Source organism: Glycomyces niveus, assembly GCF_017592475.1.
Taxonomy (GTDB): Bacteria; Actinomycetota; Actinomycetes; order Mycobacteriales; family Micromonosporaceae; genus Glycomyces; species Glycomyces niveus.
The window spans coordinates 6,995-33,529 of sequence record NZ_JAGFNP010000006.1 but is presented as its reverse complement, the minus strand read 5'-3'; the positions used below and the strand labels follow the sequence as shown (position 1 = coordinate 33,529).

21 protein-coding genes are annotated in these 26,535 nt (G+C 68.8%); 9 read left to right on the top strand and 12 right to left on the bottom strand.

What is annotated here, in order from left to right; genetic code table 11:
• Nucleotides 1-106: 106 nt before the first annotated feature.
• The 6 genes from J5V16_RS12670 to J5V16_RS12645 form a co-directional block, all read right to left on the bottom strand.
• On the bottom strand, nt 107-1,453 hold the full coding sequence (locus tag J5V16_RS12670) for a TrkH family potassium uptake protein (protein ID WP_208496652.1): 1,347 nt from the start codon (nt 1,451-1,453) through the stop codon (nt 107-109).
• 1 nt (nt 1,454) lies between these two features.
• Nucleotides 1,455-2,135 carry a potassium channel family protein gene (locus J5V16_RS12665; RefSeq protein WP_208496651.1) on the bottom strand — a complete coding sequence of 227 codons (681 nt, stop codon included), beginning with the start codon at nt 2,133-2,135 and terminating at the stop codon, nt 1,455-1,457.
• 215 nt (nt 2,136-2,350) lie between these two features.
• Nucleotides 2,351-3,163 carry an ectoine/hydroxyectoine ABC transporter ATP-binding protein EhuA gene (ehuA, locus tag J5V16_RS12660; RefSeq protein WP_243901151.1) on the bottom strand — a complete coding sequence of 271 codons (813 nt, stop codon included), beginning with the start codon at nt 3,161-3,163 and terminating at the stop codon, nt 2,351-2,353.
• On the bottom strand, nt 3,144-3,815 hold the full coding sequence (locus J5V16_RS12655; protein ID WP_208496650.1) for an amino acid ABC transporter permease: 672 nt from the start codon (nt 3,813-3,815) through the stop codon (nt 3,144-3,146). Before J5V16_RS12655 ends, ehuA begins: the two co-directional genes overlap by 20 nt.
• Nucleotides 3,815-4,537 carry an amino acid ABC transporter permease gene (locus J5V16_RS12650; RefSeq protein WP_208496649.1) on the bottom strand — a complete coding sequence of 241 codons (723 nt, stop codon included), beginning with the start codon at nt 4,535-4,537 and terminating at the stop codon, nt 3,815-3,817. Before J5V16_RS12650 ends, J5V16_RS12655 begins: the two co-directional genes overlap by 1 nt.
• Before the next feature lie 9 nt (nt 4,538-4,546).
• Entirely contained in the window at nt 4,547-5,449 is a 903-nt protein-coding gene (locus J5V16_RS12645; protein ID WP_208496648.1) for a transporter substrate-binding domain-containing protein, read from the bottom strand.
• Nucleotides 5,450-5,652: 203 nt separating this feature from the next.
• Here J5V16_RS12645 and J5V16_RS12640 point away from each other — a divergent pair, with 203 nt between their 5' ends.
• Nucleotides 5,653-6,456 (top strand): GntR family transcriptional regulator, encoded by an 804-nt coding sequence (locus tag J5V16_RS12640; RefSeq protein WP_208496647.1) that lies wholly within the window; start codon nt 5,653-5,655, stop codon nt 6,454-6,456.
• A 153-nt stretch (nt 6,457-6,609) separates the two neighbouring features.
• Nucleotides 6,610-7,407: an SGNH/GDSL hydrolase family protein gene (locus J5V16_RS12635; RefSeq protein ID WP_243901150.1), complete on the top strand. Its 798-nt coding sequence runs from the start codon at nt 6,610-6,612 to the stop codon at nt 7,405-7,407.
• Between the two features lie 55 nt (nt 7,408-7,462).
• Here J5V16_RS12635 and J5V16_RS12630 read toward each other — a convergent pair whose 3' ends face one another.
• The 3 genes from J5V16_RS12630 to eccD all read right to left on the bottom strand — a co-directional run bounded on the left by J5V16_RS12630 (nt 7,463) and on the right by eccD (nt 11,410).
• Nucleotides 7,463-8,251, bottom strand: a complete 789-nt coding sequence (locus J5V16_RS12630) for an Rv0361 family membrane protein (protein WP_208496646.1) — start codon at nt 8,249-8,251, stop codon at nt 7,463-7,465.
• Nucleotides 8,252-8,392: 141 nt separating this feature from the next.
• Complete coding sequence (eccB, locus tag J5V16_RS12625) at nt 8,393-9,991, bottom strand: type VII secretion protein EccB (RefSeq protein WP_208496645.1); 1,599 nt, start codon at nt 9,989-9,991, stop codon at nt 8,393-8,395.
• A gap of 45 nt (nt 9,992-10,036) precedes the next feature.
• Nucleotides 10,037-11,410 carry a type VII secretion integral membrane protein EccD gene (eccD, locus tag J5V16_RS12620; protein ID WP_208496644.1) on the bottom strand — a complete coding sequence of 458 codons (1,374 nt, stop codon included), beginning with the start codon at nt 11,408-11,410 and terminating at the stop codon, nt 10,037-10,039.
• Nucleotides 11,411-11,672: 262 nt separating this feature from the next.
• Here eccD and eccCa point away from each other — a divergent pair, with 262 nt between their 5' ends.
• The 3 genes from eccCa to J5V16_RS12605 all read left to right on the top strand — a co-directional run bounded on the left by eccCa (nt 11,673) and on the right by J5V16_RS12605 (nt 18,613).
• Nucleotides 11,673-15,704: a type VII secretion protein EccCa gene (eccCa, locus tag J5V16_RS12615; protein ID WP_208496643.1), complete on the top strand. Its 4,032-nt coding sequence runs from the start codon at nt 11,673-11,675 to the stop codon at nt 15,702-15,704.
• A gap of 117 nt (nt 15,705-15,821) precedes the next feature.
• Nucleotides 15,822-17,006, top strand: coding sequence for a hypothetical protein (locus J5V16_RS12610; protein ID WP_208496642.1), 1,185 nt, complete (start codon nt 15,822-15,824; stop codon nt 17,004-17,006).
• A gap of 260 nt (nt 17,007-17,266) precedes the next feature.
• Entirely contained in the window at nt 17,267-18,613 is a 1,347-nt protein-coding gene (locus tag J5V16_RS12605) for a S8 family serine peptidase (protein ID WP_208496641.1), read from the top strand.
• Nucleotides 18,614-18,726: 113 nt separating this feature from the next.
• Here the strand turns inward: J5V16_RS12605 and J5V16_RS12600 are convergent, their stop codons facing one another.
• Both J5V16_RS12600 and J5V16_RS12595 read right to left on the bottom strand, forming a co-directional pair.
• Nucleotides 18,727-19,980: a hypothetical protein gene (locus J5V16_RS12600; protein ID WP_208496640.1), complete on the bottom strand. Its 1,254-nt coding sequence runs from the start codon at nt 19,978-19,980 to the stop codon at nt 18,727-18,729.
• 46 nt (nt 19,981-20,026) lie between these two features.
• Nucleotides 20,027-20,644, bottom strand: a complete 618-nt coding sequence (locus J5V16_RS12595) for a hypothetical protein (RefSeq protein ID WP_208496639.1) — start codon at nt 20,642-20,644, stop codon at nt 20,027-20,029.
• Between the two features lie 535 nt (nt 20,645-21,179).
• Between J5V16_RS12595 and J5V16_RS12590 the strand changes: the two genes are divergently transcribed.
• A complete protein-coding gene (locus J5V16_RS12590; RefSeq protein WP_208496638.1) occupies nt 21,180-21,470 on the top strand; it encodes a WXG100 family type VII secretion target in 291 nt (96 codons plus the stop codon).
• Between the two features lie 36 nt (nt 21,471-21,506).
• Complete coding sequence (locus J5V16_RS12585; protein ID WP_208496637.1) at nt 21,507-21,794, top strand: WXG100 family type VII secretion target; 288 nt, start codon at nt 21,507-21,509, stop codon at nt 21,792-21,794.
• A 157-nt stretch (nt 21,795-21,951) separates the two neighbouring features.
• Here the strand turns inward: J5V16_RS12585 and J5V16_RS12580 are convergent, their stop codons facing one another.
• Nucleotides 21,952-23,208 (bottom strand): S8 family serine peptidase, encoded by a 1,257-nt coding sequence (locus J5V16_RS12580; protein ID WP_208496636.1) that lies wholly within the window; start codon nt 23,206-23,208, stop codon nt 21,952-21,954.
• A gap of 257 nt (nt 23,209-23,465) precedes the next feature.
• On the opposite strand from J5V16_RS12580, the gene eccE reads away from it, so the two are divergent.
• Both eccE and J5V16_RS12570 read left to right on the top strand, forming a co-directional pair.
• A complete protein-coding gene (gene eccE / locus J5V16_RS12575) occupies nt 23,466-24,722 on the top strand; it encodes a type VII secretion protein EccE (RefSeq protein WP_208496635.1) in 1,257 nt (418 codons plus the stop codon).
• A complete protein-coding gene (locus J5V16_RS12570; RefSeq protein WP_208496634.1) occupies nt 24,719-26,437 on the top strand; it encodes a hypothetical protein in 1,719 nt (572 codons plus the stop codon). The genes eccE and J5V16_RS12570 overlap by 4 nt, the downstream gene beginning before the upstream one ends.
• The last annotated feature ends 98 nt before the right edge of the window (nt 26,438-26,535 follow it).

The following is a 26,535-nucleotide window of genomic DNA, read 5'->3' as shown; positions in this document are numbered from 1 at the left end:
GGGCGTCCTTTCTGAGGGGCGAAAGCGCTGCGGCGAGTGCTGGTGACCATCTTCGCTTGTGCTTTCAGGGCTGCATGAGGCGGGGCTCACTCCACCGGTCGGCCGTTCAGCCCACGAGCGGCCGTCCTTCCGGGTATCGGTACAGGCGGTGACGCGAGCGCAGCGCGAGGGACGCGGCGAACAGTACCGGCCCGATGCGCCCCGTGTACATGGCGATCGCCAAGAGCCACTTGGAGGGTTCGGACAGGTCGTAGGTGACGCCGGTGGACTGGCCCAGCGTCGCGAGCGCGCTCGTGACCTCGAACATGATCGACATCAGGTCCAGGTCCGGCTCGAAGCGCTGCATCAGGAACACCCCGAAGGCGTTGCAGGCCACGTACACCAGCGCGACGGTGAGCGCCTCGCGGACCACGGACGGGTTGATGCGGTGCCGGAACGCTGTCACGTCGGGCTCGCCGCGCACCTCCGCCCAGATCACGAGCAGCAGCACGAAGAACGTGCCCACCTTGATGCCGCCGGCCGTCGACGCCGAGCCGCCGCCGATGAACATGAGGATGATCGACGCCAGCTGCGAGTCCTGGTTCATCGCGCCGATGTCGATCGAGTTCAGGCCCGCCGCGCGCACCATCGAGGTCTGGAAGAACGCCGGCAGGATCCGGTCGTACCAGGGCCACTGCCCGAACGTGGCCGGGTTCGACCACTCGAACGCCAGGAACGCGATCCACCCGCCGATCAGCAGCACGCCCGACCCGACCAGGGTCAGCTTGGTGTGCACCGACCACTGCTTGCGGCCCCACTTGCGGCGCGTGACCTCGAAGATCACGGGCATGCCGAGCCCGCCGATGATGGTGCTCAGGCACAGCGGCAGGCAGATCCACCAGTCGGTCGCGTAGCTCATGAGCGAGTCGGAGAACAGCGCGAACCCGGCGCTGTTGAACGCGCTCACCGCGTGGAAGATGCCGTACCAGACCGCGTCGCCGAGCCCGAACCCGTACGTGGAGAAGCGGATCGCGAGCACGAGCGCGGTGGCGGCCTCGACGACGAGCGAGAGGGCGACGGTCCGCAGCAGCACGTTCTTCACGTCGCCGAGGCTCAAGGCCTGGCTGATCTCGGTTCGGGTCGCCAACTTGGTCCGCAGCCCGAGCTTGTTCGAGACCAGTAGCCCGATGAGGACGGCGCTTGTCATGATGCCCAGACCGCCGAGCTGGAAGAGCAGCATGATCACGAACTCGCCGAACCAGCTCCAGTGAAACGGCGTGTCCACCACGGCCAGGCCGGTGACCGACACGGCCGACGTCGCGGTGAAGAGGGCGTCGGTGAAGTGCGTGACGTACCCGTCGGTCTGGGAGACCGGCAGCAGGAGCAGCAGTGTGCCGCTCAGGATCACTGACAGAAAGACCAGCGGGATGAGCCGCGCGGGGTGGCGGAAGAAGGCCTTGATGCGGGCGGTCATGTCAGGTCGTGGACGCGAAGTGCTCGACCTTGGTGGTGGCCCCGGAGACGATCAGCGTGTCCCCCTCGGCGATCACGGTGTCGGACGTCGCGTACGTGAAGTCCTCGCCGGGCTGCTTGACGCCGACCACGGTGACCCCGTACTTGCTGCGCAGCCGCGACTCGCCGAGGGTCTTGCCCACGGCCTCGGTCGGGGCCTTGGTCTTGACGATCGCGAAGCCGTCGTCGAACTCGATGAAGTCGAGCATCTTGCCGCTCACCAGGTGCGCGACCCGCTCGCCCATGGCCGCCTCGGGGTAGACCACGTGGTGGGCACCGGTGCGGTGGAGGATCTGGCCGTGCTTGGCGTTGATCGCCTTGGCCCAGATCTCGCGGACCCCGACCTCCTCGCAGGCCAGCACGGTGAGGACGCTCGCCTCGATGTCGGTGCCGATGGCGACCACGACGTGGTCGAACTCGCCGATGCCCAGCTGGTTGAGCACGGTCGACTCGGTGGAGTCGGCCTGCACCACGTGCGTGAGGGTCTCGGAGGCGCGCTGCACGATCTCGGGCCGCTCGTCGATCGCGAGCACTTCATGGCCGAGCCGCGTCAGGGACTCGGCGACCGCCGACCCGAAGCGGCCCAGGCCGATCACGGCCACGGTCTCCTCGGTCGGGCTCTCGCCCCTGCCGAACAGGTTCATCGGACTACCTCTCGCACGGGAGCTGGTGCTGACACGGTGTCTGATTCTGCCACCCGCCGTCGACGCGCCCGGGCCGTACCCGCGCCCGACTCGGGCGGCGCTGCCGTCCACTGAGGATTCCGGGGGAAAAGGAAGAGGGGGGCGGCCGATAACCCCTCATGGCCGCCCCCCTCGAACACCCCTAACACTCTCCAAGGATGGAGGAGACCTCAAGTCTACTCCGCGAGCACGGCCCGGAGGAAGTCCTGCGTCCGCGCTTCTCGCGGATCGGAGAAGATTTCATCCGGGGCGCCCTCCTCGACGATGACGCCGCGGTCGAACATCATCACCCGGTTCGAGACGTCCCGCGCGAACCCCATCTCGTGCGTGACGATGAGCATCGTGATGCTGGTCGTGTCGGCCACGTCGCGCAGCACCCCCAGCACGTCCGCCACCAGCTCCGGGTCGAGCGCGCTGGTCACCTCGTCGAGCAGCAGGATGTCCGGGTCCATCGCCAGCGCCCGGGCGATCGCCACCCGCTGCTGCTGGCCGCCCGAGAGCTGCGACGGGTAGCTGTCCACTTTGGCGGAGAGCCCCACCACGTCCAGGAGCTCCCGGGCCTTCGCCTCGGCCTCGTCCTTGGAGCGGCCGAGGGTGTGCACCTGCGCCTCGGTGACGTTGCGCAGCACCCGCATGTTCGGGAACAGGTTGAACGACTGGAAGACCATGCCGATCCTCCTGCGCACCTGCCGCAGGTGGCGCTCGTTCGCCACCACCAGCCTCCCGCCCTTCTCCATGTGGGACAGCGGCTGCCCCCCGACCCGGATGACGCCGCCGTCGGCCGCCGGGTCCTTCGTCGGGGTCACGTGCTCCAGCGTCATGAGCAGCCGCAGGATCGTGGTCTTCCCCGAGCCCGAGGGCCCGATGAGCGTCACGCGCTCGCCCGGGTCGACCGTGAAGCTCAGCCGGTTCAGCACCTGCAGGTCCCCGAAGGACTTGTTCACCCGGTCGAACTCGATGATCGGGTGGTCAGTAGTGGGATTTTGCAAGACGGTTCTCCAATCGCCGCATCGCGACCGCCACCGGGTAGGAGGCGGCCAGGAACAGCAGCCCCGCGATGGTGTAGCCCTCGACGGCTCCGGTGTAGTGCTGGCCTTGGTACTTCTGCGCCTGCGAGATCATCTCCAGCACGCCGATGATGAACAGGGTGGGGACCTCTTTGAACATCGCGATGATCCAGTTGGCCACCGCCGCGGTCGAGCGCCGCATCATCTGCGGCAGGATCACCGCGCCCCACACCCGGTGGGTCGGCAGGCTCAGTGCGGTCGCCGCCTCCCACTGCCCGACCGGGATCGCCTCGATCCCGGCCCGGTACGACTCGGCCGTATAAGAGGCATAGTGCACGCCCAGCACCGCCGAGCCGACCGCGAAGGCGCTCCAGTCCGGGTTGATGTACAGGCTCGTCGCCGTCCACACCAGCAGCACCTGCACCAGCAGCGGGGTGTTGCGGACGAACTGCATGACCGCGTTCACGGTGCGGCCCGCCGCCGGGTGCCCGACCCGCTGGACGACGGCGACCAGCAGCCCCAGCAGCACCGCGATCAGCCCGGCCACCACGGTGACCTGGAGGACCACGATGAACCCGTCCCACATGGCCGGGAAGATCTCCCGGGCGGTCTCATTGCTCCAGCCGGTCTGCATCAGCGCACGCCTCCCGCCGCGACCTCGGGGGCCAGTCGGCCCTTCACCGGCTTGACATCGACGCCCAGGCCGCGCTTGGCCTTGCGCTCGAGCGCGCGCATTCCGGTCCAGATCAGCCAGGCCAGGATGAAGTACATGACGAGCACGACGCTGTAGTGCACCAGCCGGTCCTGCCCGGCCTGCGAGCCGATGAGCCCGGCCAGCGCGGTGATGTCCATGACGCCGATGATCGAGACGAGCGCGCTGGCCTTGAGCAGCATGATCGCGAACGCGCACAGCGAGGGGATCATCTCGGGCCAGGCCTGGGGGAGTACGACGAGGCGCATCTTCTGCAGGGGCGTGAGGTTGAGCGCCGTCGCGGCCTCGAGCTGGCCCTTGGGGACGGCGGCGATGGCGCCGCGCACCACTTCGGAGCTGTAGGCGCCGTAGTTGAGGCCGAGCGCGATGATGCCGGCCGCGATGAGGTAGTCGAACTGGATGCCCAGCAGAACCGGCATCGCGAACGCGAACCAGAACAGCTGGACCACCGCGGACGAGCCGCGGATGAACTCGACGAAGGCGCGGGCTGGGGTGCGGATCGCGAGGTGCTTCGAACTCGTCATCAGGCCCAGCGCGAATGCCACGACGAGTGCGAACGCCGCGGAGGCGACGGTCACGACGATGGTGGTCAGCAGCGGCTCCCCGTACCGGGGCAGCGAGTCGACGACCGCTTGGAGGTCCATGGGGTCCCCCTACTGGTAGGTGTCCGGGCAGAGGTCTTCGGCGGTGAGGCCTTCGGGGTGGTTCTCCTCGACCGTGAACTGGTAGGGCGCGACCAGCTCCTCCCACTTCGCGGTGTCGGCCAGGAGCGTCTCGAGCTCGCCGTTGACCGCGTCGCGGAAGTCCGAGTCCTTCGGCTGGAACACGGCCGCGCCCGCGCCGATGATCTCCTCGCCGGTCTCGGGGTCGATGAGCCAGAAGCCGTCGGTGACCTCGACCTCGGCGTCGCCCTCGGCCTTGAGCTTGAGGTTCGCGGAGGTGAGGCCGATCGCGTCGCACCGGCCGGCCTTGAGCTCCAGGACGAGCGAGTCGAGGTTCGCCTGAACGTTGATCTGTTCGGCGGCGAAGATCTGGTCGGCGACCTCCTGCTCGGAGGTGCCGTTCATGACGCCCACGACGCCGTCGGTCTCGGCCATCGCGTTGAAGTCGGTGTAGCCGCCGGGGTTCCCGGCCGGGACCATGAGCGCGTCGGGCATCACGTAGTCGGGGTTGGCGAACGCGACGGCCTCGCAGCGCTCGGGGGTGACGTACATGCCGGCCACGACCATGTCGTGGTTGGTGCCCAGGCCGGTGATGAGCGATTCCCATTCGGTGAGCTTCCACTCGACCTGGTCGGCCTTGATGCCGAGCTTGTCGAGCAGGTACAGCTGCACGTCCACGGACTGGCCGGTGACCGAGCCGTCCTCGGCGGTGTAGGCGTACGGGGCCTCGTCCGCGTAGGCGATGCGGAGGGTGCCGCCGTCCTGGGCCTGCTTGAGCAGCCCGCCGTCGCCGCCCTGGTCGGTGCGGGAGCAGGCCGCCAGCGCGAGGGCCGCCGCTCCGGCGGTCGCCCCGCCGAGGATATGGCGGCGGTTGAGGTGCAGATGGTTCGACACGGTGGTCGCCTCCTGGTTCGGGGGTCGGGTACGTGGCCGAGACTAACGTTCTATTGTAAGTTTGTCGACAATACGATGATCGACGTTCGATAACAAAAAAGCAAGCATGTTGACGGGGGACGCAACCGGAGCTTGCACCGGAACGTGATGTACCGGCAGCGCTAAGATGCTGCCCAGAAGCGACAGAGGGGGAGCAGGCAGACGTGTCTGATCGCAGCAGCGGATTGAGCGGGCTCACCGGAGCCCGCCAGGTGGGGCGCCTCGCCCCGGTGCGACGCACCTCGACGGTGGACCTCATCGCCGACCGGCTCCGCGAAGCGGTCGTGGACGGGTCCCTCCCGCCCGGGGCCGCCCTCGGCGAAGCCGAACTCGCCTACCAGCTCGGCGTCAGCCGCGGCCCCCTCCGCGAGGCCATGCAGCGCCTCACCGCCGAAGGCCTCCTCGTCATCCCGCGCCGCCGCGGCCTCGCCGTGCGCACCATGACCCCCGAAGACGTCCGCGACATCCACTGGCTCCGCGCCCGCATCGAACCCGAACTCGGCCGCCGCATCCTCGCCCGCCCCCTCGCCGAGCGCAAGACCGTCCTCGCCGAACTCGGCACCGAGGTCAAGCGCATGCAGCGCGCCCTCAAGAAGGACGACGCCCGCGCCCTCGGCGACGCCTACCTCGACTTCCACCGCGGCCTCGCCGCCTGGGGCGGCTCGATCCGCCTGGCGCGCATGATGGCCACGCTCCTCATCGAGACCCGGCTGTGCACCTTCTCCATGTACGAGCACTTCGAAGTCGCCGTCGACCTCGTCCCCGAGCACGCCGCGTTCGTCGACGCGCTGGCCGCCGAGGACGCCGCCCGGTTCGAGGCGCTGATGTGCGCCCACCTCGACGCCGAGGTCCGCCGCCTGCTCGCCGAGCCCGAGGCGGCCAAAGAGGACGACGCCGACCGGCTCCTAGCCGAGACCCCGGACGAGCCGCAGCCGCTCGACCGCCTCGACCTCCCCGAGGGCATCTAGCTCCGCTTTCTCGCCGCCGGAACCCTTTGCCGCGCAAGCGGGAACGATGTTTGTCAATATCCTGACAATTCACGGTCCGTTGGTGGACCGTCCGTTACGAAACCTATATAAATAGGGCCCCGATTCCGGACAAAATTCGAGACGGAGCCCAAAATGTCCCACCCCCGACGAATCTCCACAATGGCGGGCGCGCTGCTCGCCGCCGTCGTATCCGTCACGGCCCTCACCAGCGGTGCCGCCCAAGCCCAGACCGTCGAGTACGTCGCCCTCGGCGACTCCTACGCCTCCGGCGTGGGCACCCGCGACTACATCGACGACTCCTCCTGCCGCCGTTCGGACGCGGCCTACCCCTCGCTCCTCGCCGACGCCATCGGCGCCGACCTCACCTTCGCGGCCTGCTCGGGCGCGAAGACCGGCGACGTCCTCGCCAACCAGCTCGGCGGCCTCTCCGCCAGTACCGACCTCGTCACGATCACGATCGGCGGCAACGACACCGGATGGACCGGCGTCGTCCAGAAGTGCGCGTACCCCTACCCGTGGACCTGCTGGAAGGAGATCGACGCGGCCGAGGCCTTCGTCCGCGACCAGCTGCCCGCCAAGCTCCATGCCGTCTACAACGCGATCGAGGACGCCGCCCCGAACGCCGAGGTGATCGTCCTCGGCTATCCGCTCCTGTTCAACGGCGAGGAGTGCAACGCCATCACCCGCATCAGCCCCGGCGAGCAGGCCGCCCTCAACGACGCCGCCGACCTCCTCGGCGACGTCATCGGCACCGCGGCCCTCAGCCACGGCTTCCAGTACGCCGACGTGCGCGCCGCCTTCGACGACCACGCCGTCTGCGACGACACCGAATGGATCAACGGCATCTCCTACCCCATCGCCGAGTCCTACCACCCCAACAAGGCCGGCCAGAAGGACGGCTACTACGAGCTCCTCAACGACCTCGTCTGACGCGCAAAACCGAAGGGCCCCACCGGAATCCCGGTGGGGCCCTTCGACGGTCCCGCTAGATGAGGCTGCTGCTGTCGCCGCAGACCTTCCAGGCGCCTTCTTCCTTGACCAGTTCGAGTTCGTACTCGTCGTCGAGCGGCATCTCGCCCATCTCGGGGATGTTCGCCGTGCCGGTGACCGTTACCGGCACGGTCGCCTTGTCGCCGTCGACGGTGGCCTCACCGGTCTCGTACGAGACATCGATCTCGGCCTCGGCCATCATGTCCTGGTACTCGGCCATGTCTTCTTCGCTCATGTCGGCGTCGTCGAGGCCGGCTTCCATCTCCTCGACCATCTCGGCGCACATGTACGGGCTCAGCTTGTCGGCCATGCCCTGGATGTCGGTCAAGTCGCCGGAGGTGACGATGTCGACCTGCAGGTCAAGGTAGTCCTTGGCGACGTCCTCAGGGGAGTCGGACTTGGACGGGCCGCCGCCACCGAACGGGTTGGCGATGAGCAGGACGATCGCGACGATCACCACGAGCGCACCGGCGCCGATGCCGACGATCAGGCCGGTCTTCGACTTCTTCGGGGCCGGGGGCAGCGGGCTCCCGAAACCGGGCTGTTGCTGCGGCGCACCGTAACCGGGCTGCTGGCCGTACCCGGCCTGCGGGGTCTGCCCGTATCCCGGCTGCTGCGGCGGCACGCCGTATCCCGGCTGCTGCGGCGCCTGGCCGTAGCCGGGCTGCTGCGGGACACCGTAACCGGGCTGCTGCGGCGGCTGCTGTCCGTACCCCGGCTGCTGGCCGTACTGGGGCTGTTGCTGGTTCGGGTCGAACCCCGGCTGCTGGGGCGGGTAGGCCATGACGCGATTCCTTGGATTGTCGGGAGTGGGTTGCGCCAGGTTAACACGCTCGCGCCACACCCACCTCCCTCCGAACTGGCCGCTCAGACGAACGACGCCGGGACCGTCCAGGCCCCGGCGTCGTCAACGCTTCCAACGGTTTCAGCCGCCGCCCTCGGCGCCCTCTTCGGGCTCGGTCTCGTAGACCGGCACGTCTTCGATGTTGGGCAGCATCTGTTTCCGGGCCTCGTACGGGTCGAGCTCAGGGCCCTCCGGGATCAGGACGACCATCGTGTCCGGCACCGAGACCGGCTTGACGCCGCCGTAGCCGAGCGCGTTCTGCGTCGTGTCCGTCGGCCCGTCGTCGACGATGCCGTGGGCGATGCCCTGGTCGCTGACCATGAACGTGAAACCGGAAACCGTCGCGCCCTGGTCGGTGCGCTTGTCGATCAGCGTCGCCGTGCCCTGCGGGAGGATCGTCTGCGCCTGGAGGTTGTCGATGGTCGAGAAGATCTCGCCGTTGTCGTCGACCTCGACCGACTTCGCGTTCTCGGTGAGCGTGTCCGGCGCCGTCTCGTACAAGGCGACCTGGATCTTCGTCGACTCGGTGTCCTGATTCGCCGGGTCGTACACCGCGCACACGGCCGGGCGGCGCGCGTCGGTGGTCCACAGGCTCTCGCTCAAGTCCTCCTTCGGGTAGGTCTTGGGCTCGAACACGGCCTGGTTACCGACGGTCGAGACCGTGGTGGGCTCGACCTCCTGCTCGGTGGCGACCTGCGATTGGAGCAGTTTGAACATGGTGTCGGAGATCGGCGCGAAGGCGTCGACGCCGTTCTCGTTCAGGAGCACGTACTGCTCGCCGGCGGCCCGCACCGGGGCACCGTAGGTGACCGTGCCGCCGCCGACGGCGGGCACCTCGGAGGCGTCGCCGAACTCGGACCTCGGGTCGGGCCAGATCGGCGCGATCGGCGGGATCGTGTTGAGCATGCTCTCGTTCAGCATCACCGCGTCCGCGACCGGAAGGTTGAGGCTGCTGATGATGCTCGTGGCGGTCTCCTCGTCGCCGATCTCGTACCGTCCGCCGTTCCACAGCAGGTAGTACTTGGGCGGAGCGTCGCTGCCCGGTTTCGGCGCGGTCTGCGCCAGCACCCACTTGTCGTCGCCGAGCCACGCCTCCGGGTCCGGCAGATCGGCGACGACGAGCTGCGTCAGCTGGAACTCGGCCGTGCCGCCCTCGACCCGCGACATCGAGCACGTGTTCCAGTTGACGTCCTTCTTCAGCAGCTCGCTCTTGTCCGGCGGCTGCGAGGGGATCCCCTGGATGCCGATGGTGAACGAGCCGCGCGGCGTGTCCTTGAGCGATGCCGGCTTGAGGTCCTGCACCTCCGGCATGCCTGACGAACCGGGCTTGGCGAGCAGCAGGGCCGACGTGTAGTTCGTGACCTGCCAGAGCCGGGCCTGGTTCTCCGGCGTCTCGTCCTTGCCGTCCTGCGTGATGTACACGTAGACGGCGTTGGAGCCCTTGATCGTGATGATGTTGCCCACGACCGGCTCCGCGTTGCCCTTGCCGAACAGGGTCGCGATCGCGAAGCCGCCGAAGATCAGCGCCAGCACCATCACCGAAGCGAAGATCGAGACGCCGATGCGCCGCAGCGGACGCTCGATCGAGTCGGGGTTGGCCACCACCAGCGCCTGGTTCATGCGCGAGGTGATGAACTTGTGGGCCTCCACCTGTTCGCGGCGGGAGCGCATCTGCGCCATTCGAATTCGCCTCTCTCGGAGTCGAGGGACTAGGGGACCGGGGCGCTAGCCGCGCAGTGCCAGGGCGATCGTGTACAGGCCGCAGACCCAGCCGACCAGCGGCAGGATCGACACGATCAGCAGCGCCTCGATGATGTCGAGGGCGCGGCCCCAGGTGGGGGCGATCTTCTTGCCTGCCACGGCGAGGCCGTAGACCATCGCGATGAGGGTCAGCAGCGTGAGCGCCCCGAGGATCACCGTGAGGCGCACCAGGATGCTGTCCTGGCTCGCCACGAAGATCGCCGCGAGCGTCGCGGTCAGGCCGCCCATGCCGCCGGTGAGCATCACGATGCGGGCGGCGCGGTCCTCGACCGTGCGCGACCGGCTGAGCAGCACCAGCGAGATGATCGTCGACAGGATGAGGCCGGGGATCTCGCCTGAGAACGCGAGCGCGACCGAGGAGACGAGCCCGACGACGGCCGCGAACGAGTACAGGGCCTCGAGGTAGTTCCCGGCATGCTCGGAGAGCTTGAGGATCCGCTTGCCGTCGATGGCCTCGGCGTCGCCCTCCTTGAGCTCCTCCGTGGTCGTCGGCAGCTGCGGCGTGGGCACCATCGCCATGGTCAGCGACAGCGACGGCGCGAACGGCAGGATCGCCAGCGCCAGCGGCGCGGCGATGGCCGCGGCGGTGGCGGCCGAGTCGCCCAGGGCCATCATCAGGGCCGTCGAGATGCCGAGCACGATCGCGCCGAGGATCGTCACGATGAAGACCGGGGCGGACGCCATGTCGCCGACGGCGACCATGGACAGGACGCTGAACAGCAGGATCGCCGAGGCCGCGATGAGCACGTGCGGGCCTTCGAGGTCGAACAGCCCGGTGTTCTGCCGGTCGGCGATGAGCAGGCCGCCCACGCCGCCGTAGAGCACCGCGGTGACGCCGAAGTACGTGGCCGCCCGCGAGTCGCCGACGGCGCGCGAGAGCAGGGCCGAGGCGCCGACCAGGATCGCGGCGACCGAGAGGCCGACGATCGCGGAGGCGAGGTGGCCGGTCAGCAGGATCGTGATGGCGCCGACGACCAGGGCCGCGGTGCCGACGCCGACGCTGAACCGCTTGGTGGCCAAGTGGTCCCAGCGGTTGCCGCGCTGTTCGGTGGCGGTGGCGATCGCGTCGATGATGTCGTCGAAGACCACCTCGGGCTTGGCGGCGTCGGCGGGGTTGAGGTACAGCATCTCGCCGTCGGTGATCCCGAGCTGCGAGCAGGAGTGGCCCGTGTCGAGGGCCTCCTCGCCGAGGCGGGTGAGGATCCAGCCGCCGTTGTCGCCCGCCTCGTCGATGTAGTACTCGCCCGCCTGGTGCAGGATCGTGGGCAGCAGGTCGGAGAGGGGGACGTCTGAGGGCAGCGCGAGGTCGATCCTGGTGCGGGGACTGACGATCGTCACCCTAGAAAGAGTGGCCGACTTGGTGCTCACCGTGCGAACCTCCGGGTCGGGTCGGTGATCGGGGGACCGTTCAAGGATAAATGCCGCATGCAACGGCGGGGGGACCGGCGTGGGCGTACCGGCAAAGGTGGCGCTGCGCCATTACCCTGTTAGTGCGATACTCGACAGAGCGCACTTACAACATTTATACGACAGCGCCCAAGTTACGGCCAGCAAGCGTCCCCGTGGTTGGCGCATCCCCCGGTGAGCACAAGGACCCTCTGTGACGACCAAACTCTTCCGCAGGCCTCCGCGCAAGCGCGGACCGCAGGCCCCCCGCGGTGACATCCTCCTGGAGTCGCCGCCGGACATGCCCGACCCGCAGCCCAAGAACATCACGCAGTATCTGATGATCCTGCCGATGCTCGCGGGCGCCGCGGCCATGGCGATGATGATGATGAGCCGCACGACCGGCGGCGGCAGCGGGGGCAACAACACCTTGCGCATCGCCATGGGCGCCATGATGGGCATCTCCATGGTCGGCATGATGGCCACGAGCATGGGCGGCAACCGCGCCCAGAAGAAGGCCGAGTTCAACGCCGACCGACGCGACTACATGCGCTACCTCAATCAGGTGCGCCGCCGCGCCCGCAAGGGCGCCGAGCGGCAGTGGCGCGCGGCCCGCTGGCGCCACCCCGACCCGAAGGCCCTGTGGTCGCTCGTCGGCTCCCGCCGCATGTGGGAGCGGCGCGCGAAGGACGACGACGCGCTGGACATCCGCGTGGGCGTCGGCAAGCAGCGCATGACGATGAAGCTCGTCCCGCCGGAGACCAAGCCGGTCGAGGACCTGGAGCCGATGACCTCGATGGCGCTGCGCCGCTTCGTGGCCGCCCACTCGAACGTCATCGACATCCCCCGCTCGATGAAGTACACCGAAGCCGCCCGCGTGGTCCTGCGCGGCGACCGGGCGCTCGTCGTCGACAACCTGCGTGCCCAGCTGGTCCAGGCCGCCGTGCTGCACTCGCCCGACGACTTCATCGTCGCGGTCGTGGCGGACAACGAGCGGATGGCCGAGTGGCACTGGATGAAGTGGCTGCCGCACCTCCAGCACCCGTCCGCCGAGGACGGGGCCGGACCGGTCCGCATGTTCTACAGCACCACCACGCAGCTGGAGAACTCGCTGCGCGAGCAGCTCTCGAGCCGCGGCGCGTGGTCGCCCGGCGCGACCGCGGGTGAGGGCCAGGCACACCTGGTCGTCATCCTCGACGGCGGCGAGGTCGATCCGACCGGCATCATCGCCGCCGACGGCATGGCCGGCGTGACCGTCTTCGACTTCTCCGGCTACCTGCCGCGCAAGCCCGGTCCGCAGATCAAGCTGTACGACGTCACGGTCGAGGAGATCTACACCGACCAGGCCGGGCGCCGCCGCGTGCTCGGCAAGCCCGACCGCATGTCGTACAACCAGGCCGAGGGCGTGGCCCGCTCGCTCGCGCCGTGGCGGCTGACGCTCAAGGGCGCAGCCGGGAAGACCGAGTCGGGGGACGAGGACCAGTCGCCGCTGGCGAACCCGTCGTCGCTGCCGGAGATGCTGGGCTTCAACGACGCCGCGGCGCTCGACCCGGCCGTGCACTGGCGCGAGAAGCCGATCAAGGACTACTTGAAGGTGCCGATCGGCCCGGGTCCGGACGGCGGCATCGTCGACATCGACTTCAAGGAGTCCGCGGTCGGCGGCATGGGCCCGCACGGCCTGCTCATCGGCGCGACCGGTTCGGGTAAGTCGGAGGTGCTCCGCACCATCATCGGCTCGCTGATCGCCACGCACTCTTCTGAAGAGCTCAACTTCATCCTCGTCGACTTCAAGGGCGGCGCGACCTTCGCGGCCCTCGACGACCTGCCGCACGTCAGCGCGGTCATCACGAACCTCGCCGACGAGATCGAGCTGGTCGACCGCATGGCCGACGCGCTCGAAGGCGAGCTCGTGCGCCGCCAGGAGGTGCTGCGCGCCGCCGGCAACTTCACGAACCGCTGGGAGTACGAGAAGGCCCGCAAGGCCGGGCAGGCGATGGATCCCATGCCGACGCTGCTCATCATCGCGGACGAGTTCTCCGAGATGCTGGTCGCGAAGCCCGAGTTCATCAACCTGTTCCTCCAGATCGGCCGCATCGGCCGCTCGATCGGCGTGCACATGCTCCTCGCGTCGCAGCGCCTCGAGGAGGGCAAGCTCAAGGGCCTCGACACCTTCCTCTCCTACCGCGTCGCGCTCCGCACCTTCTCGGCGCAGGAGTCGCGCACGGTCATCGGCTCGGGCGCGGCCTACGAGCTGCCGCAGGCGCCCGGCCACGGGTACCTCCAGGTCGGCACGCAGGACCTGGTGCGCTTCCGCGCCGCCTACGTCGGTGGCCCCTACAAGCCGCCGAAACGCGTCGCCTCGCGCGCCGAGCGCATCGCGGCCGTGCAGCACAAGGTGCAGCGCTTCCTCCCCGGATTCGTCGAGCTCCCGCCGGAGCCCGAGGTCGAGGAGGAGCCCGAAGAAGTGCTGGAGGCGACCGAGGCCGACGACGAGAACGAGAAGCTCTCGGATCTCGAGGTCATGGTCAACAACTGCCTCGGCATGGGCCGTCCGGCCCACGAGGTGTGGCTCCCGCCGCTCCTCGAGCCGCCGACGCTCGACCAGCTGCTGCCGACGCTCGAAGCCGACCCGGTGCGCGGCCTGTCCCCGAAGGGCTTCTCGCTCAACGGGAAGCTGCACGCCGTCCTCGGCGAGGAGGACCGCCCGTTCGAGCAGCGCCGCAGCCCGTTCGTCGTCGACCTCTCGGGCGCCCAGGGCACCGTGGCGATCGCCGGCGGCGCCCAGTCGGGCAAGTCGACGATGCTCCGCGGCCTCATCGGCTCGCTCGCGCTCCTCCACACGCCTCGCGAAGTGCAGTTCTTCTGCCTGGACTTCGGTGGCGGCACGCTGCGCGGCATCGAGGACCTTCCGCACGTCGCGGGCGTCTTCGGCCGCCAGGAGGAAGAGGGCGTGCGGCGGACCATCCAGGAGGTCACGACCATCCTGGACGAGCGCGAGAAGTTCTTCACGGACAACAAGATCGACGGCATGGGCTCCTACCGGCGCATGAAGGCCGACGGGCGGTTCCAGGAGGACCCTTATGGGGACATCTTCCTCGTCATCGACAACTGGATGACGCTGCGCGAGGACTTCGAGCCGTTCGTCGACCAGGTCCGCGCCATCGGCAACCGGGGTCTGGCCTACGGCGTGCACGTCATGGTCACCTGCACCCGCTGGGGCGACATCCGCATGAACATGCGCGACATGTTCGGCCTCAAGCTGGAGCTGAAGCTCTCGGACAACATGGAGTCCGAGATCGACCGCAAGGCGGCGGCGAACGTGCCGAAGAACCGCCCCGGCCGCGGCCTCTCGCTCCAGAAGCTACACTTCCTGTCCGGCGTGCCCCGCATCGACGGGATCCGCGACGGCGACGACCTGCAGCCCGGCGTCGAGGACTTCGTCAAGAAGGTCAAGCAGGCCTGGCGCTTCGCGCCCTGCCCGCCGGTGCGGCTGCTGCCGCGCCAGCTCCACGCGGCCGACTTCCTCCAGGCGGTCGACCGCTCGAAGCCGGGCATCCCGATCGGCCTCAACGAGGCCGGGCTCAAGCCGGTGTACCTCGACTTCCAGGCCGAGCCGCACCTGCTCGTGTTCGGCGACTCCGAGTCCGGCAAGACCAACCTCCTGCGGCACATCGCCCGGCAGATCCAGGCGACGTACTCGCCCAAGGAGGCCAAGGTCATCATGGCGGACTACCGGCGCGGCATGCTCGAGGAGATCTCGAAGCCGACCCTGCTGGACTACGCCATGTCGGGCAAGCAGTTCGAGAACTCGATCAAGAACCTCAAGGGCCCGATCGAGCGGCGGCTCCCCGGAGACGACGTCTCCCCGGCGCAGCTGCGCGACCGGTCCTGGTGGACTGGTCCGGACCTGTACCTCATCGTGGACGACTACGAGATGGTGGCCCAGCGGGTGAACCCGATGACCGCCATCGCCGAGCTCATCCCGCAGGGCCGCGACATCGGCTTCCACGTCATCGTCGCCCGCCGCGCCTCCGGCGCGTCCCGCGCGATGATGGACCCGATCGTGGGCCAGATCAAGCAGCTCGAGTCCCCGGGCCTGCTCATGAGCGGCCGCAAGGAGGAAGGCGCGATCTTCGGCAAGCTCCGCCCGAGCCCGCAGCCTCCGGGCCGCGGCACGCTCGTCCGCCGCAAGGACGGCGAGCAGCTGATCCAGACGGCGCTGCTCCCGCCGAACGGCACCGCCTAGCACCTGCGTTTGACGCAGATCTCGAGGCCGCCGACCGCAACCGGTCGGCGGCCTCGCGGCGTATTAGTGTCAGAACGGACGCGAATCCGGCTCGCGTCTCTGACACCAAGGCTCCGCATGAAACCGCTGCTCACCAACCCCGGGCTCGAACCCGTCCCCACTCCACACGGGACGACCGAGACGGCGGTCACGCGCACCCCGGCGGGCGTCCAGGTCCTGCGGCTCCTGCTCCTCGCCGCCACCGCATCGGTCATCGCGACCTGGCTCTGGGCCTGGCACGGCGTCCAGGCCTACGCGTGGCCCGGCGTCGACAACGACCTCACCGAACGCGGCCTCGCCTACCTCCTGATCCTCGCCCCCGCCGTCCCGGTGAACCTCATCGCCGCGATCCGCCTCGCCCGCGGCGGCTCCCGCGCTCGCCTCTACCTCGCGGCCGCCGGCGCGCTCGCCGTCGTCCAGACCCTGATCCTGCTCACCCCCAGCGCGATGCCCCTGGCCGACACCATGAGCGACGGCTCCACCGGCGTCGGCATCCGCCACCTCTTCACCGTCGGCCCGCTCCTCTTCGCCGGCCTCTGGATCGCCACCACCCCCAAGACCCGCGCCTGGCTCGGCGCCGCCCCCCGGCCCCGCCGCGCCTTCGGCCTCGAAGCTGCCGTCTGGTGCCTCGCCCTCGCCGCCGCCGTCTTCGCGGGCACCGAAGTCCGCGACTGGACCCGCACCGCCGCCGCACCCGCCGCCCCCGCAGGCGAATACACCGAAGCCGGCACCTGGGCCGCACTCGAACAGGCCGTCACCGAGACCACCGACGCCATCCCGGACTTCCCCGGCTTCACCACCCGCACCATCGAGGCCGCCTCCTGCGACTACCTCACCCCTGGGGGCCTGCCCACCTACCGCTACCTGCTCACCTACGAACTCCGCGCACCGGCCGCCGCCCCCATCGCGACCCGCTGGACCCAGGACGAGTTCCACCTCACCTACGACGGCACCGCCCTCGACGGCACCCGCCGCATCACCGCCGAACGCGCCTTCCCCACCACCGCCCCCGACGACGACCGGGCCGCCTACCCCACCGCGACCGGCCTCCACGCCCTCACCCTCACCTACACCGAGGCCCCCACCCCGACCCTCCGCCTCGAGAGCCCCTGCGTCGAGCGCACCACCGAACCGACGGCATGCATACTGCCCCAAGGCGACCCGGCCACCGACACCATCACCGGCATCACCTGCCGCGACTTACCGGGGCGGCTCCACTCCAGGCTGCACGAATCCGCTCCAACCACCCGGATCCGACGCTGAACGACTGAAGCCGCGCGGGCTCATGGGGCTGTGCTCGGTCCGGTATCTTGTGGGACAGAGCGGACCGCGCTGTAACGACCGGCATACGGAAGGGGTCTCACCCTATGGCCACACCTCTCACGCCAATCCCTCCGCGACACCGACCAGCGCAGCACCGAACCGGACTCCGCACCGCCATAGGTGCTGGATTCGCCGCCCTGGCCACAGCGGCCGTTGTCGCCGCCACGCCGGGTGCGGCACTGGCCCAGGATTCGACTTATGTGTCCGACAACGGCTGGGTCCCGGAACTGGTGCAGGCCCCGGCCGCTTGGGACACCACCAAGGGCGAGGGCATCACCGTTGCGGTGATGGATACGGGGATCGGCGACCACCCGTATTTCGATGATAAGGACATCCTGCCGGGATACACGGTCTTTCCTGACGAAGAAGACGGCCGAGGCGACACGGACGGCCACGGGTCTGCGATTGCAGCCGGAGTTCTTCTTGTCGCACCGGAAGCCACGATTATGCCGATCCGGATGGACACGGGTGCTACCGACTTCGGTTCGTCCGGGGATAGCGACGATGAGGCATTCCGGTGGGCTGTTGACAACGGGGCGGATGTACTCGTCGTTCCCTGGGTCATCAACGGCACTGGCTTCTCAGGCGAGGAGATCGAAGTACTGCAGTATGTCATCGATAAGGGCGCGATCATCGTCGCGTCCGCCGGCAATGACCCTGCAGGTGAGGTTGGGTATCCGGGGTTGGTGCCGGGCCTAGTCACGGTCACAGGTACCAACCGCAATGGCGACATCTGGTTTGACAACACCACCACAGGACCGGAAGTCGTAGTAGCGGCTCCGGCCGATGAAATGACAGCTCCTGTGCCTCAGGATCCGACCCTGGGAAACACTGAGCTCTATGCGAATGTCGTCGGCGGTACGTCGATGGGCTCAGGCATCGTCGGCGGCGTCGCTGCCTTGACATGGGCTGCGCACCCTGACCTCGACGCCAGCAATGTCATCCAGCGCGTGATCCAGACGGCCGGTGACGGAGGCGGCAACCGGAATGAGGACTTCGGCTACGGCCTCGTAAATGCAGACCAGGCGGTCCACGCCGAGGACATCGAGGAAGTGACGGAGAACCCGCTCGGTTACCCGATGGGTGAGGCCGGCGCCAGCGGCGCCACCCCGGATGACGCCGCTTCCGAGGACCCCGCCGAAACCGAAGCGGGTGTCGAGACCGGAGGACCTGCCGCCGGCGGTGCAGAGGCGAACAAGGAATCCAACCTCTCGACCATCATCGTGGTGGCCGCCGCAGTGGTCTTGATTGCCGCGGCGATCGCCGTATGGCTCGTGCTCCGTGGTCGCAGCCGCAAGAACGCCGTTGCGGCCGAAGGCGGTCCGTTCGGCCCCAACGACGGCCAGCCTCAAGGCGCATACCAGCAGCAACCTGCAATGCAGCAGCAGTACGGCAGCCCCCCGATGGGCGGCCAAGGATACGGCGGACCCCCGCCTGGACCGCAGGGCTACAGCAGCCCGCCGCGTGGCCAGCAGGGGTTCAACCCCCCGCCTGGCGGCGGTGACCAAGGCGCTCCCTGGCGGCCGAGCGATCCGAACAGGCAGTAGGCCTTAAATCAAGGGCCTCATGCGCGCCGCGCATGAGGCCCTTATGGTTTCGTCAAAGAAGCGAGGGGCGGACGGCCTAAGCCGTCCGCCCCTCACACGTCGATCAGCGGCTGTCAGTCGTCGTCATCGTCGTCGAGTTCCTCGCGACGGACGTTGTTCTGGCTCCAGTCGACATCGTCCTCCCGCAGCCAGGTCTCACGGGTGTAGGTCTCTTCGTCGTCATCGTCGTGGTACCCGGAGCGGGTGCCGCCACGGGGGTTGTTCCCGCTGCCGCCACGGCCGATCGCGTTGCGGCTCGACTGCGAGAGGCGGCTCCCGGTGTTACCTCGGGAGTTGCTGCCCGCGCCTGAACGAGCGGGGCTCGAGCCGGGCTTGCCGCCGTTCGCGCCGGCGCGAGCCGGGCTGGTCCCGGCGCCGCGGCCCGAGGTCGAACCGGCACCCTGGGACGGACCGAACAGCCCTGTGCCGCCAGGGAGCGAGGAGCCGCCCATGCCAGTGCCGCCAGAGGTGGTGACGGTGCCGCCACCACCAGCGGGAATGACGCCACCGCCGGCCAGACCACCGGTCACGTTGGTGTTGTCGACGTCGTCGTAGGAACCGTAGTTCCAGTCGCCCTCAACGGGATCGAGGTCGTCGCCGGGAGCGTCCGCGAAGCCGTCGCCGTCGAGGTCCGCGGACTGGTCAGCAGGGACACTCCCCGTCGAGTTCGACGAGTTCAGCGCGGTCTCGGAGAAGATGCCGCCGGTCGGCTTCGTGTAGGTGTTGTTGCCGGGCATGTCACTCGGAGGAGGCGGCGGCAGCTCGCCGAAAGTCTCCTCCTTCGCCCGTGCGTACTCGTCACCGAGGTCAGCAACGATCTGAGCCATGGCTTCGTGCCGATTGTTGAGGTCTGTCTGATACTCCTGCTGCCACTGAGTCTTCTTCGACTGCGCTTCAGCGCTTGCAGGGTCGACCTTCTTCTTGCTCTCGACCCAATCCTCGTACTCGTCGATGTACATCGGGTTGAGGGAGCCGAACTCGGGGTATGCGTTGGCCCGTTCCTGGGCGCTCTTCAGGTGTTCGGCTAGGCGGGGGATCTTCGTGTCCCCGGCCGTCTTCATGCCCTCTTCAGATTCGACGCTGTACTGCTTGACGAGTTCCATACGGCCGTGGAACTCATCCGAGGCAGGCCCGCTCCACTGCAGGCGCAGTGAAGAAACGTGCGTGGTGAGTTCCTCGCGGGCGGCCTTCATTCCGCTGGCGGCAGAGACCCAGATGTAGCCCGCTTGCTCGACGGTGTAGTCGTCGCCTTCGTGGAGCATGTCCCAGAGCTGCTGGTGGGTATAGGTGCTCTTGTAGTAGTCGACACCTTTGCCTTTAGCGACCATCTCGACTCCTTCCTTGGGGGGTCAGGTCTTCAACGATGAACGAGGACTAGAGCACCCGGGGCTGCTCTTCCGTGCCGGTGCCAGTCCCGTCGGCGCCAGGCTGGTTGCCGGTGGCGGGCATGTCGTCGCCGCGGGTGTTCTCCGAGCGGGCCTCGTCCACATCGCCGGCCGTGATGCCGCCGGCCTTGCTGTCGAACTCGCTCTGGATGTTGACCACGTCGGCCGAGACGTTGCCGTCGTTCTCCAGGTAGCTGTTCTTGATGTCCTCGCTGACCACGCGGCCCGTGTCCAGGCCGTGCACGACCCGGTCGAGTTGCTCTGCGCGCGAAGGGTAGAAGACCGTCCGGTACGCCTCCTGGAGCTCGAGCGCGTCGTCGAAGCCGCCGAGCTTGAGGTTGAGCGCGTCGACCTCCTGCATGGCGCCCATGCTGAGGTAGTCCTGGTTCCAGCTCTCGCGGATGGTGACGACGGTGCCGTCGAGGACGCGGTTCCGGAAGAGCCCGAGGTCCTGAATGGTCGTGTCCATCTTGGAGATGAACTCGTCGAAGGACTCCTCGGTCATCTGAGTCGTCTGGTTGGTCGCGGTGTTCGTGACCGTGTACAGGCCTTCGCTCGCGTCGTAGCTGGCCGTGTAGCCGACAGCGTCGGGGTCCGCCAACGTCATCACCTCAGTACAATCGTCGGGTTTACGGGGGATATCGACCCGGGCCGTTCGGCGTGACGCGGAGGGCAGGGTCGCTCGACTAGTGCTCATACCAGCATACCGAGCTGCGGCCACTGAGACCGAACAGGCCGTCTCGCATGGCACGAAAGCGGGAGCAGGTGGACACCCGCCGCCACCTGGAATGTTCTCTGCCTTCGGCGACATTCGGCGGCCGGCTCGCGCCCCGTTCTGCGGCCGACCGTTCACCCCGCTTGACCCGGTTTGCGCACCCCTTGCGTCGCAACCGAACATCCCGTCTCTCTGGCTCACCCGATCGGGGGAAACGGACCTGCGGAGCTGGCACAAAGTGGGGATACACGGCCTGGCCCGATGCTTGTAAACTCAGAGGCGCACCGCCAACCCGGTGAGTTTGCACGGACGGGTTATGGTGACTGCGGAATCGATCAAAAACTCACTGGGATACCCCTGCAGGCCTAGGTCCCTAGCGCCTCAGCCCCGGTTTATCACTTGGAGGTGAAATATGGCCGGTGTCGCAATGGACACAGAGACAGTCGCCCAAGCAGCGACTGACGTGGTCAACGCCAAGCTTTCGGTCGACGGCAACCTCGACCGCCTGAAGGCCCTCTGCGACGAGCTCGCCGCTTCATGGACGGGCCAGGGTGCTGCCGCGTTCAACCAGACCATGACGCTCTGGGACTCCGAGGCCGCGAAGCTCCTCGACGCGCTCCAGGACATCGCCGACAGCCTCGACTCCTCGGCTGCCCAGCAGGCCGAGCAGGACGCCGCGTCGCAGTCCGACTTCAGCGCCTTCGAAGGCGAACTCTAACTACTACTTCCCCGACCCTAAGGAAAGAGGTGAATCATGGGTTCTCGTATTGCCATGAGCTACGAGGAGCTCGATGCGGCTACCGCCGAGATCGCGTCGCAGGCTGGTGAGATGACCAGCACGCTCGCCGACCTCCGGACGCAGCTCGAAGCCCTCGACTGGGAAGGTGCCGACAAGGCGGCCTACGAAGAGGCCAAGGCCCAGTGGGACGCCGCGTACGCCAAGATCAACGACATCCTCGAAGCCGTCGGTCGCGCTGTCAACAACGCGAAAGAACGCTACGAGGAGACCGAGCGCGCGAACGCCTCTCGCTTCGGCGGGTAGCAGCTTCCCCAAGCTCGAAGACGACAGGAACCCGGGTAGTCCGCCAGGACGGCCCGGGTTTCTTCATGCCCGAAGCAGACACGACCGGAACCCGGATGAGGCACAGGAACGCGAAAGGGCGGGACCGCGCCGGCCCCGCCCGATCACCAAGCTTCGCTTACTCGGTCGCGGCCTTCGCCGGGACGATGTCGGTCTTCCGAGTGCCCGGCCTCCAGCCGCGCTTGCGGCCCTTCGGCACGATCTTCTTCAGCACCATCACGAGCGTGACGAGCACGATCGAGCCACCCACGCTCCCCCAGGCGATCGCCTTCTCGGTGCGCAGCGGGTCGTAGTCCGGGTCGAGCCAGGCCACGTACTCGCGGTCGTCCTCCGTGGTCGGGATCTGGGTCGGCTCTTCACTCACTTCGTCGGTCACCGTCGGCGAGGTGACCGCCGCTTCGTCCACCGGCGCGGTGAGCGCCGCGGCCACGTTCAGGATCCCGTGCCCCTGATACATGTTGAACTCGTTCGGCGGGTGGATCGCCGTCTGCTGCAGACGCTGCTGGATCCAGGCCGGTGTCGCCTCGGCCCCGAACTGGCCCTTGAGCAGCGCGGCCGCCCCGGCCACGAACGGCGCGGCGAAGCTGGTGCCGCTGCCTTCCTGCCACTCGCCCGCCGCGAACGGGTACGACAGGCCATGGCCGGGCGCGAGCAGGTCGAGGTTGTCGCCGAAGTTGCTCTCCGCGTACCAGTTCCCGTCCATGTTGTGCGCCCCCACCGCGATGACCTCCGGGTAGTTGGCGGGGTAGAACGTCTGCTTGTCCGCTTCGATGTTCTTGTCGTCCATGTGCTTCGTGTCGTTACCGCTCGCGGCCACGATGACGACATTCTTGCTGGTGGCGTACGCTACCGCGTCCGCGAGCTCCTGCGTCGCCAGCATCACCGACGACACGTTGACGACGTCGGCTCCGTGGTCGACCGCGTCCCGGATGCCCTTGGCGACTATTCGGCTCTTCTGCTCGTCGCCGCCGTCCCCGCCGGCGAACAACCTGATCGGCAAGATGTTCGCCTCAGGCGCGACGCCCACGAAGTCGTCATTGCTGCCGAGGCGGTTCCCCGCCGCGATCGCCGCCACCGCGGTGCCGTGCCCGTCCTCGGACGAATCGCACTGGCCCTTCGAGTTCTCGTCCCACCAGTCGTATCCCGACAGCAGCCGCGAACCGAACACGTCGGCGGCGCGCCGGGAGTCGACGCCGGAGTCGATGACGGCGATCGTCACCGGGGCCCCCTCTTTGCTGCCCGTCTCGAACGTGCCCCGGTTGTACTGCTGCGCCTGGTCCAGCCCGATGAACGTTCGCGCCCAAGGCCACTGGTTGAGCGACTCGCCGTCCTTCTCGATCGGAACGCACGGACCCCGCTCGTCTGCAGGCGCCATCTCGAGGTTCCACCCGTCCTGCTGCGCCTGAGCAGGTGTGGTGGCCAGCAGAAGCGTCCCGACCGCGGCCATTGCGGCAGCGGCGGAATAGAGAGGTATACGCGGGAGGAATCGCACCCGGTCAGTCTAACGCCGCGAAACCAGCGGACAGGTCCACCCGTATCCGCGCGAAACACCGGAAGGGCGGGGGACCAAGAGGTGGACTCGTCCGCATACGATGGATACGACCACTCACCTTCATCTTGGAGACGTCGCCCATGACGATGCTGCAGGCCCAACAGCAAGCTCGCGGCACCGCGTCCGTGCAAGCCCAGCAGGGGAACGGCCCGACCCCCGGCGAGTCGGTCGTGTTCACGACCCGTTCGACCGGCAGGCTCGGCCCGCTCACGGTCGCGCAGCTCATCACCATCGAGCTGGCGCTCACACTCGCGCTGGGGAGCTTCGCGTTCGGCATGATCCCCGGCGCCGCCGGCGGCGGCGTCGCGCTGATCATCCTCGTGATCGTGTTCTGGCGCAAGGGCGACTACTGGTGGTACCAGACCTGGCCGCTCAAGTCCCGCATGAAGCGGCGCATCCGCGCCCTCGACCCCGCGCAGCTCACCGAGGTCCTCCACCGCATCGCCCCCGACCTCGGCATCACCGGCATCGAGGACCGCGACGAAAACGTCGGCATCGGCCACGACAACGGCGGCTGGTTCTCCGTCATCGAGATCGGCACCACCGACGAAGGCACCAAGGCGATCCCGCTCGAGCGCCTCGAACGGCTCTTCGACGAGACCTCCGTGCCCGTCACCGCCGTCCAGCTCATCGGCCACACCACCCCGGTCGGCCTGAGCGCCTACGACAACAGCCCCGCCTCCCGCTCCTACCGCGAGCTCCTCGGCGACTACCCCGCCGTCGTCCACCACAAGGCCTGGCTCGCCGTGCGCCTCGGCGCCCGCGACGCCCGCGAAGCCACCGCCGAGCGCGGCGGCGAGGTCGACGGCGTGTACAAGGCGCTGGCGAGCACTTCGCAGCGCGTGAGCAAGCTCCTCGGGAACGTGGGCGTCCCGAACCGCATCCTCGACGCCGAAGGCGTCCGCGAAGCGGTCTCGCAGTCGCTCGGTGTGGCGTTCGCGCCGGTCCCGGGCGAGCGCACCGCCGAAGAGTGGAGCCACTGGTACGCGGACGGCCTGCGCCACGTCGCCTACCGGATCACCAAGTGGCCCACCGACGCCGTGTCCCTGCACCGCACCGGCGACGCGCTCTCGGGCGTGCCCGCCGCGTTCGTGACCGTCTCGACCGTCGTCACCGCGGGCGCGAACGGCAAGGTCAACCCCGACGGCCGCGTCACCGGGCGGCAGCTCGCCGTCGACGGGATCGTGCGCCTCGCCCTCGACCAGTCCTCCTGGGAGTCGGCCCAGAACCAGCTGCTGAACGTCGCCGACCAGCTCGGCGTCCGCCTGCAGCGACTCGACGGCGAGCACGGACCCGCCGCCTACGCATCCGCCCCCACCGGAGGAGGCCCCCGATGAGCGACCGCAACAGCAACGGCAACGTCTACGGCGGCGGCACCTACCAGGGCGGCACGTACCAGAGCGGCGCCCACCGAACCGGCCGTCACTCCGACGACGACGAAGAGCAGCAGGGCGGCCAGCGCCGCGCCGTCGACGACGAGTCGTCGGGCACCGCCAAGATCGGCCGCGCCGGATCGGCCACCCCTCCGCCGAGCGCCCGCGGCGGCGCGCAGCCCCCGCAAGGCGCCGTCTACGGCCAGCAGGGGCAGCCCGGACAGACCGGCAGCCAGCCTGGCCAGCAGGCCCAGCCCGGACAGACCGGCAGCCAGCCCGCGCAGGGCGCCGTTTACGGTGCGCGCCAGGGCCAGCAGCCCGCACCGCAGGGCCGCCCGGTCTCCCCGCCGCAGCCGCCAGTGAGCGCCCGCGGCGGCGCGCAGCCCCCGCGCCCGGCCCAGCAGCAGCCCATGTCGCCGCAGCAGCAGACGCCGCGCCCGCCCGAGATGCGCCCGCCGTCGCCGCAAGGCCAAGCGCCGCAACCGGCTTCGCCCCCGCAGTACCAGCAGCCGCAGCGTCCTCCGGCGCAGCCGCCGGCCCCGGCCCGGGCCACGCCGCCTCCGGCGCAGCCCCCGGCCGCACAGCCGCCCGCGGCGCAACCGCCCCGGCCGCAGCAGCAGCCGCAGTACCAGCTGCCCACCTCACCGCAGACGCAACCGCCGCAGCCGCAAGCGCAGCCGTCCCAGCCGTCGGTCGCGCCGGTCTCCGCCGCGCCCGTCAGCGCCCCCTCGGTCTCCCCGGTCTCCGCGCAGCCGGTGTCCGGCCAGCCCATCTCAGGCCAGCCGTTCTCCGCGCAGCCCGCCTCCGCCCAGCCCTACTCGGGCATGCCGTACTCCGGCGCGGCCCCGATCACCGGCGGCCCGGTCAGCTCCCTGCCGACCTCGGCCGGCCTCTTCGGCATCGGCTCGGTCTCCGCCGGCCCCACCGAAGGCACCGTCTACGGCCTCCCGGTCACCGACCGCGCCGTCGAGACCGCCAACGACGCGGGCCGCCCCGTCGAAGCGGTCAAGCCCGCCCCGCAGATCCCCACCCCGCGGGCTCTGGAGCTCATGACCTCCGCCAGCCCGCCCTCCGGCCTCGTCATCGGCCGCGACGCCGAGCAGGTGCCCGTCGTCGCCCCGTTCTTCCGCCCGGAGGAGACCCGCATCAACCTCATCGGCGGCGTCTACCTCGCCCGCCTGCTCGTCTTCCGCGCCTTGGCGATCGGCACCCGCGTCGCGGTCTGCACCACCCGCCCGCAGGAGTGGAACGGCCTGGGCGAGACCGCGACCGGCCGCAACGACCGCCTCGCCGTCCTGCACGGCGACCAGCCCGTCACGGTCGAGGCCAGCCAGCACTCCCCGGCGCTGTACGTCTACGACGTCGGCGAGCGCGGCTCCCAGACCAAGCCCGTCCTCGGCCCCTGGCGCACCCAGCTCACCGTGCTCCCGCGCCTGACCAACTACGCGGACGAGCTCACCGGCGAGGCCCACATGACCGTCCTGCAGCGGCTCACCGCCGAAGAGGCCCAGATCGCCCGCTCGGCGATCCGCGTCAACCAGGAAGTGCTGCAATGGCTCCAGATGCTGCACGACGACATGATCGCCATGCTCCGCAAGGGCCAGAAGGAGCGGTACCTGTGGTGCTCCCCGACCTCCATCGAAGCGCAGATGTTCGGCGCGCCCATGCGCACCTACTGACCGGGACGTGAAAGAGGGGCGGGGCCGATCGGCCCCGCCCCCCAATAACAGGCCCCCCCCAAAAAGCGGGGCGCCCCCTAGGCCAAGAACCCAGCGCG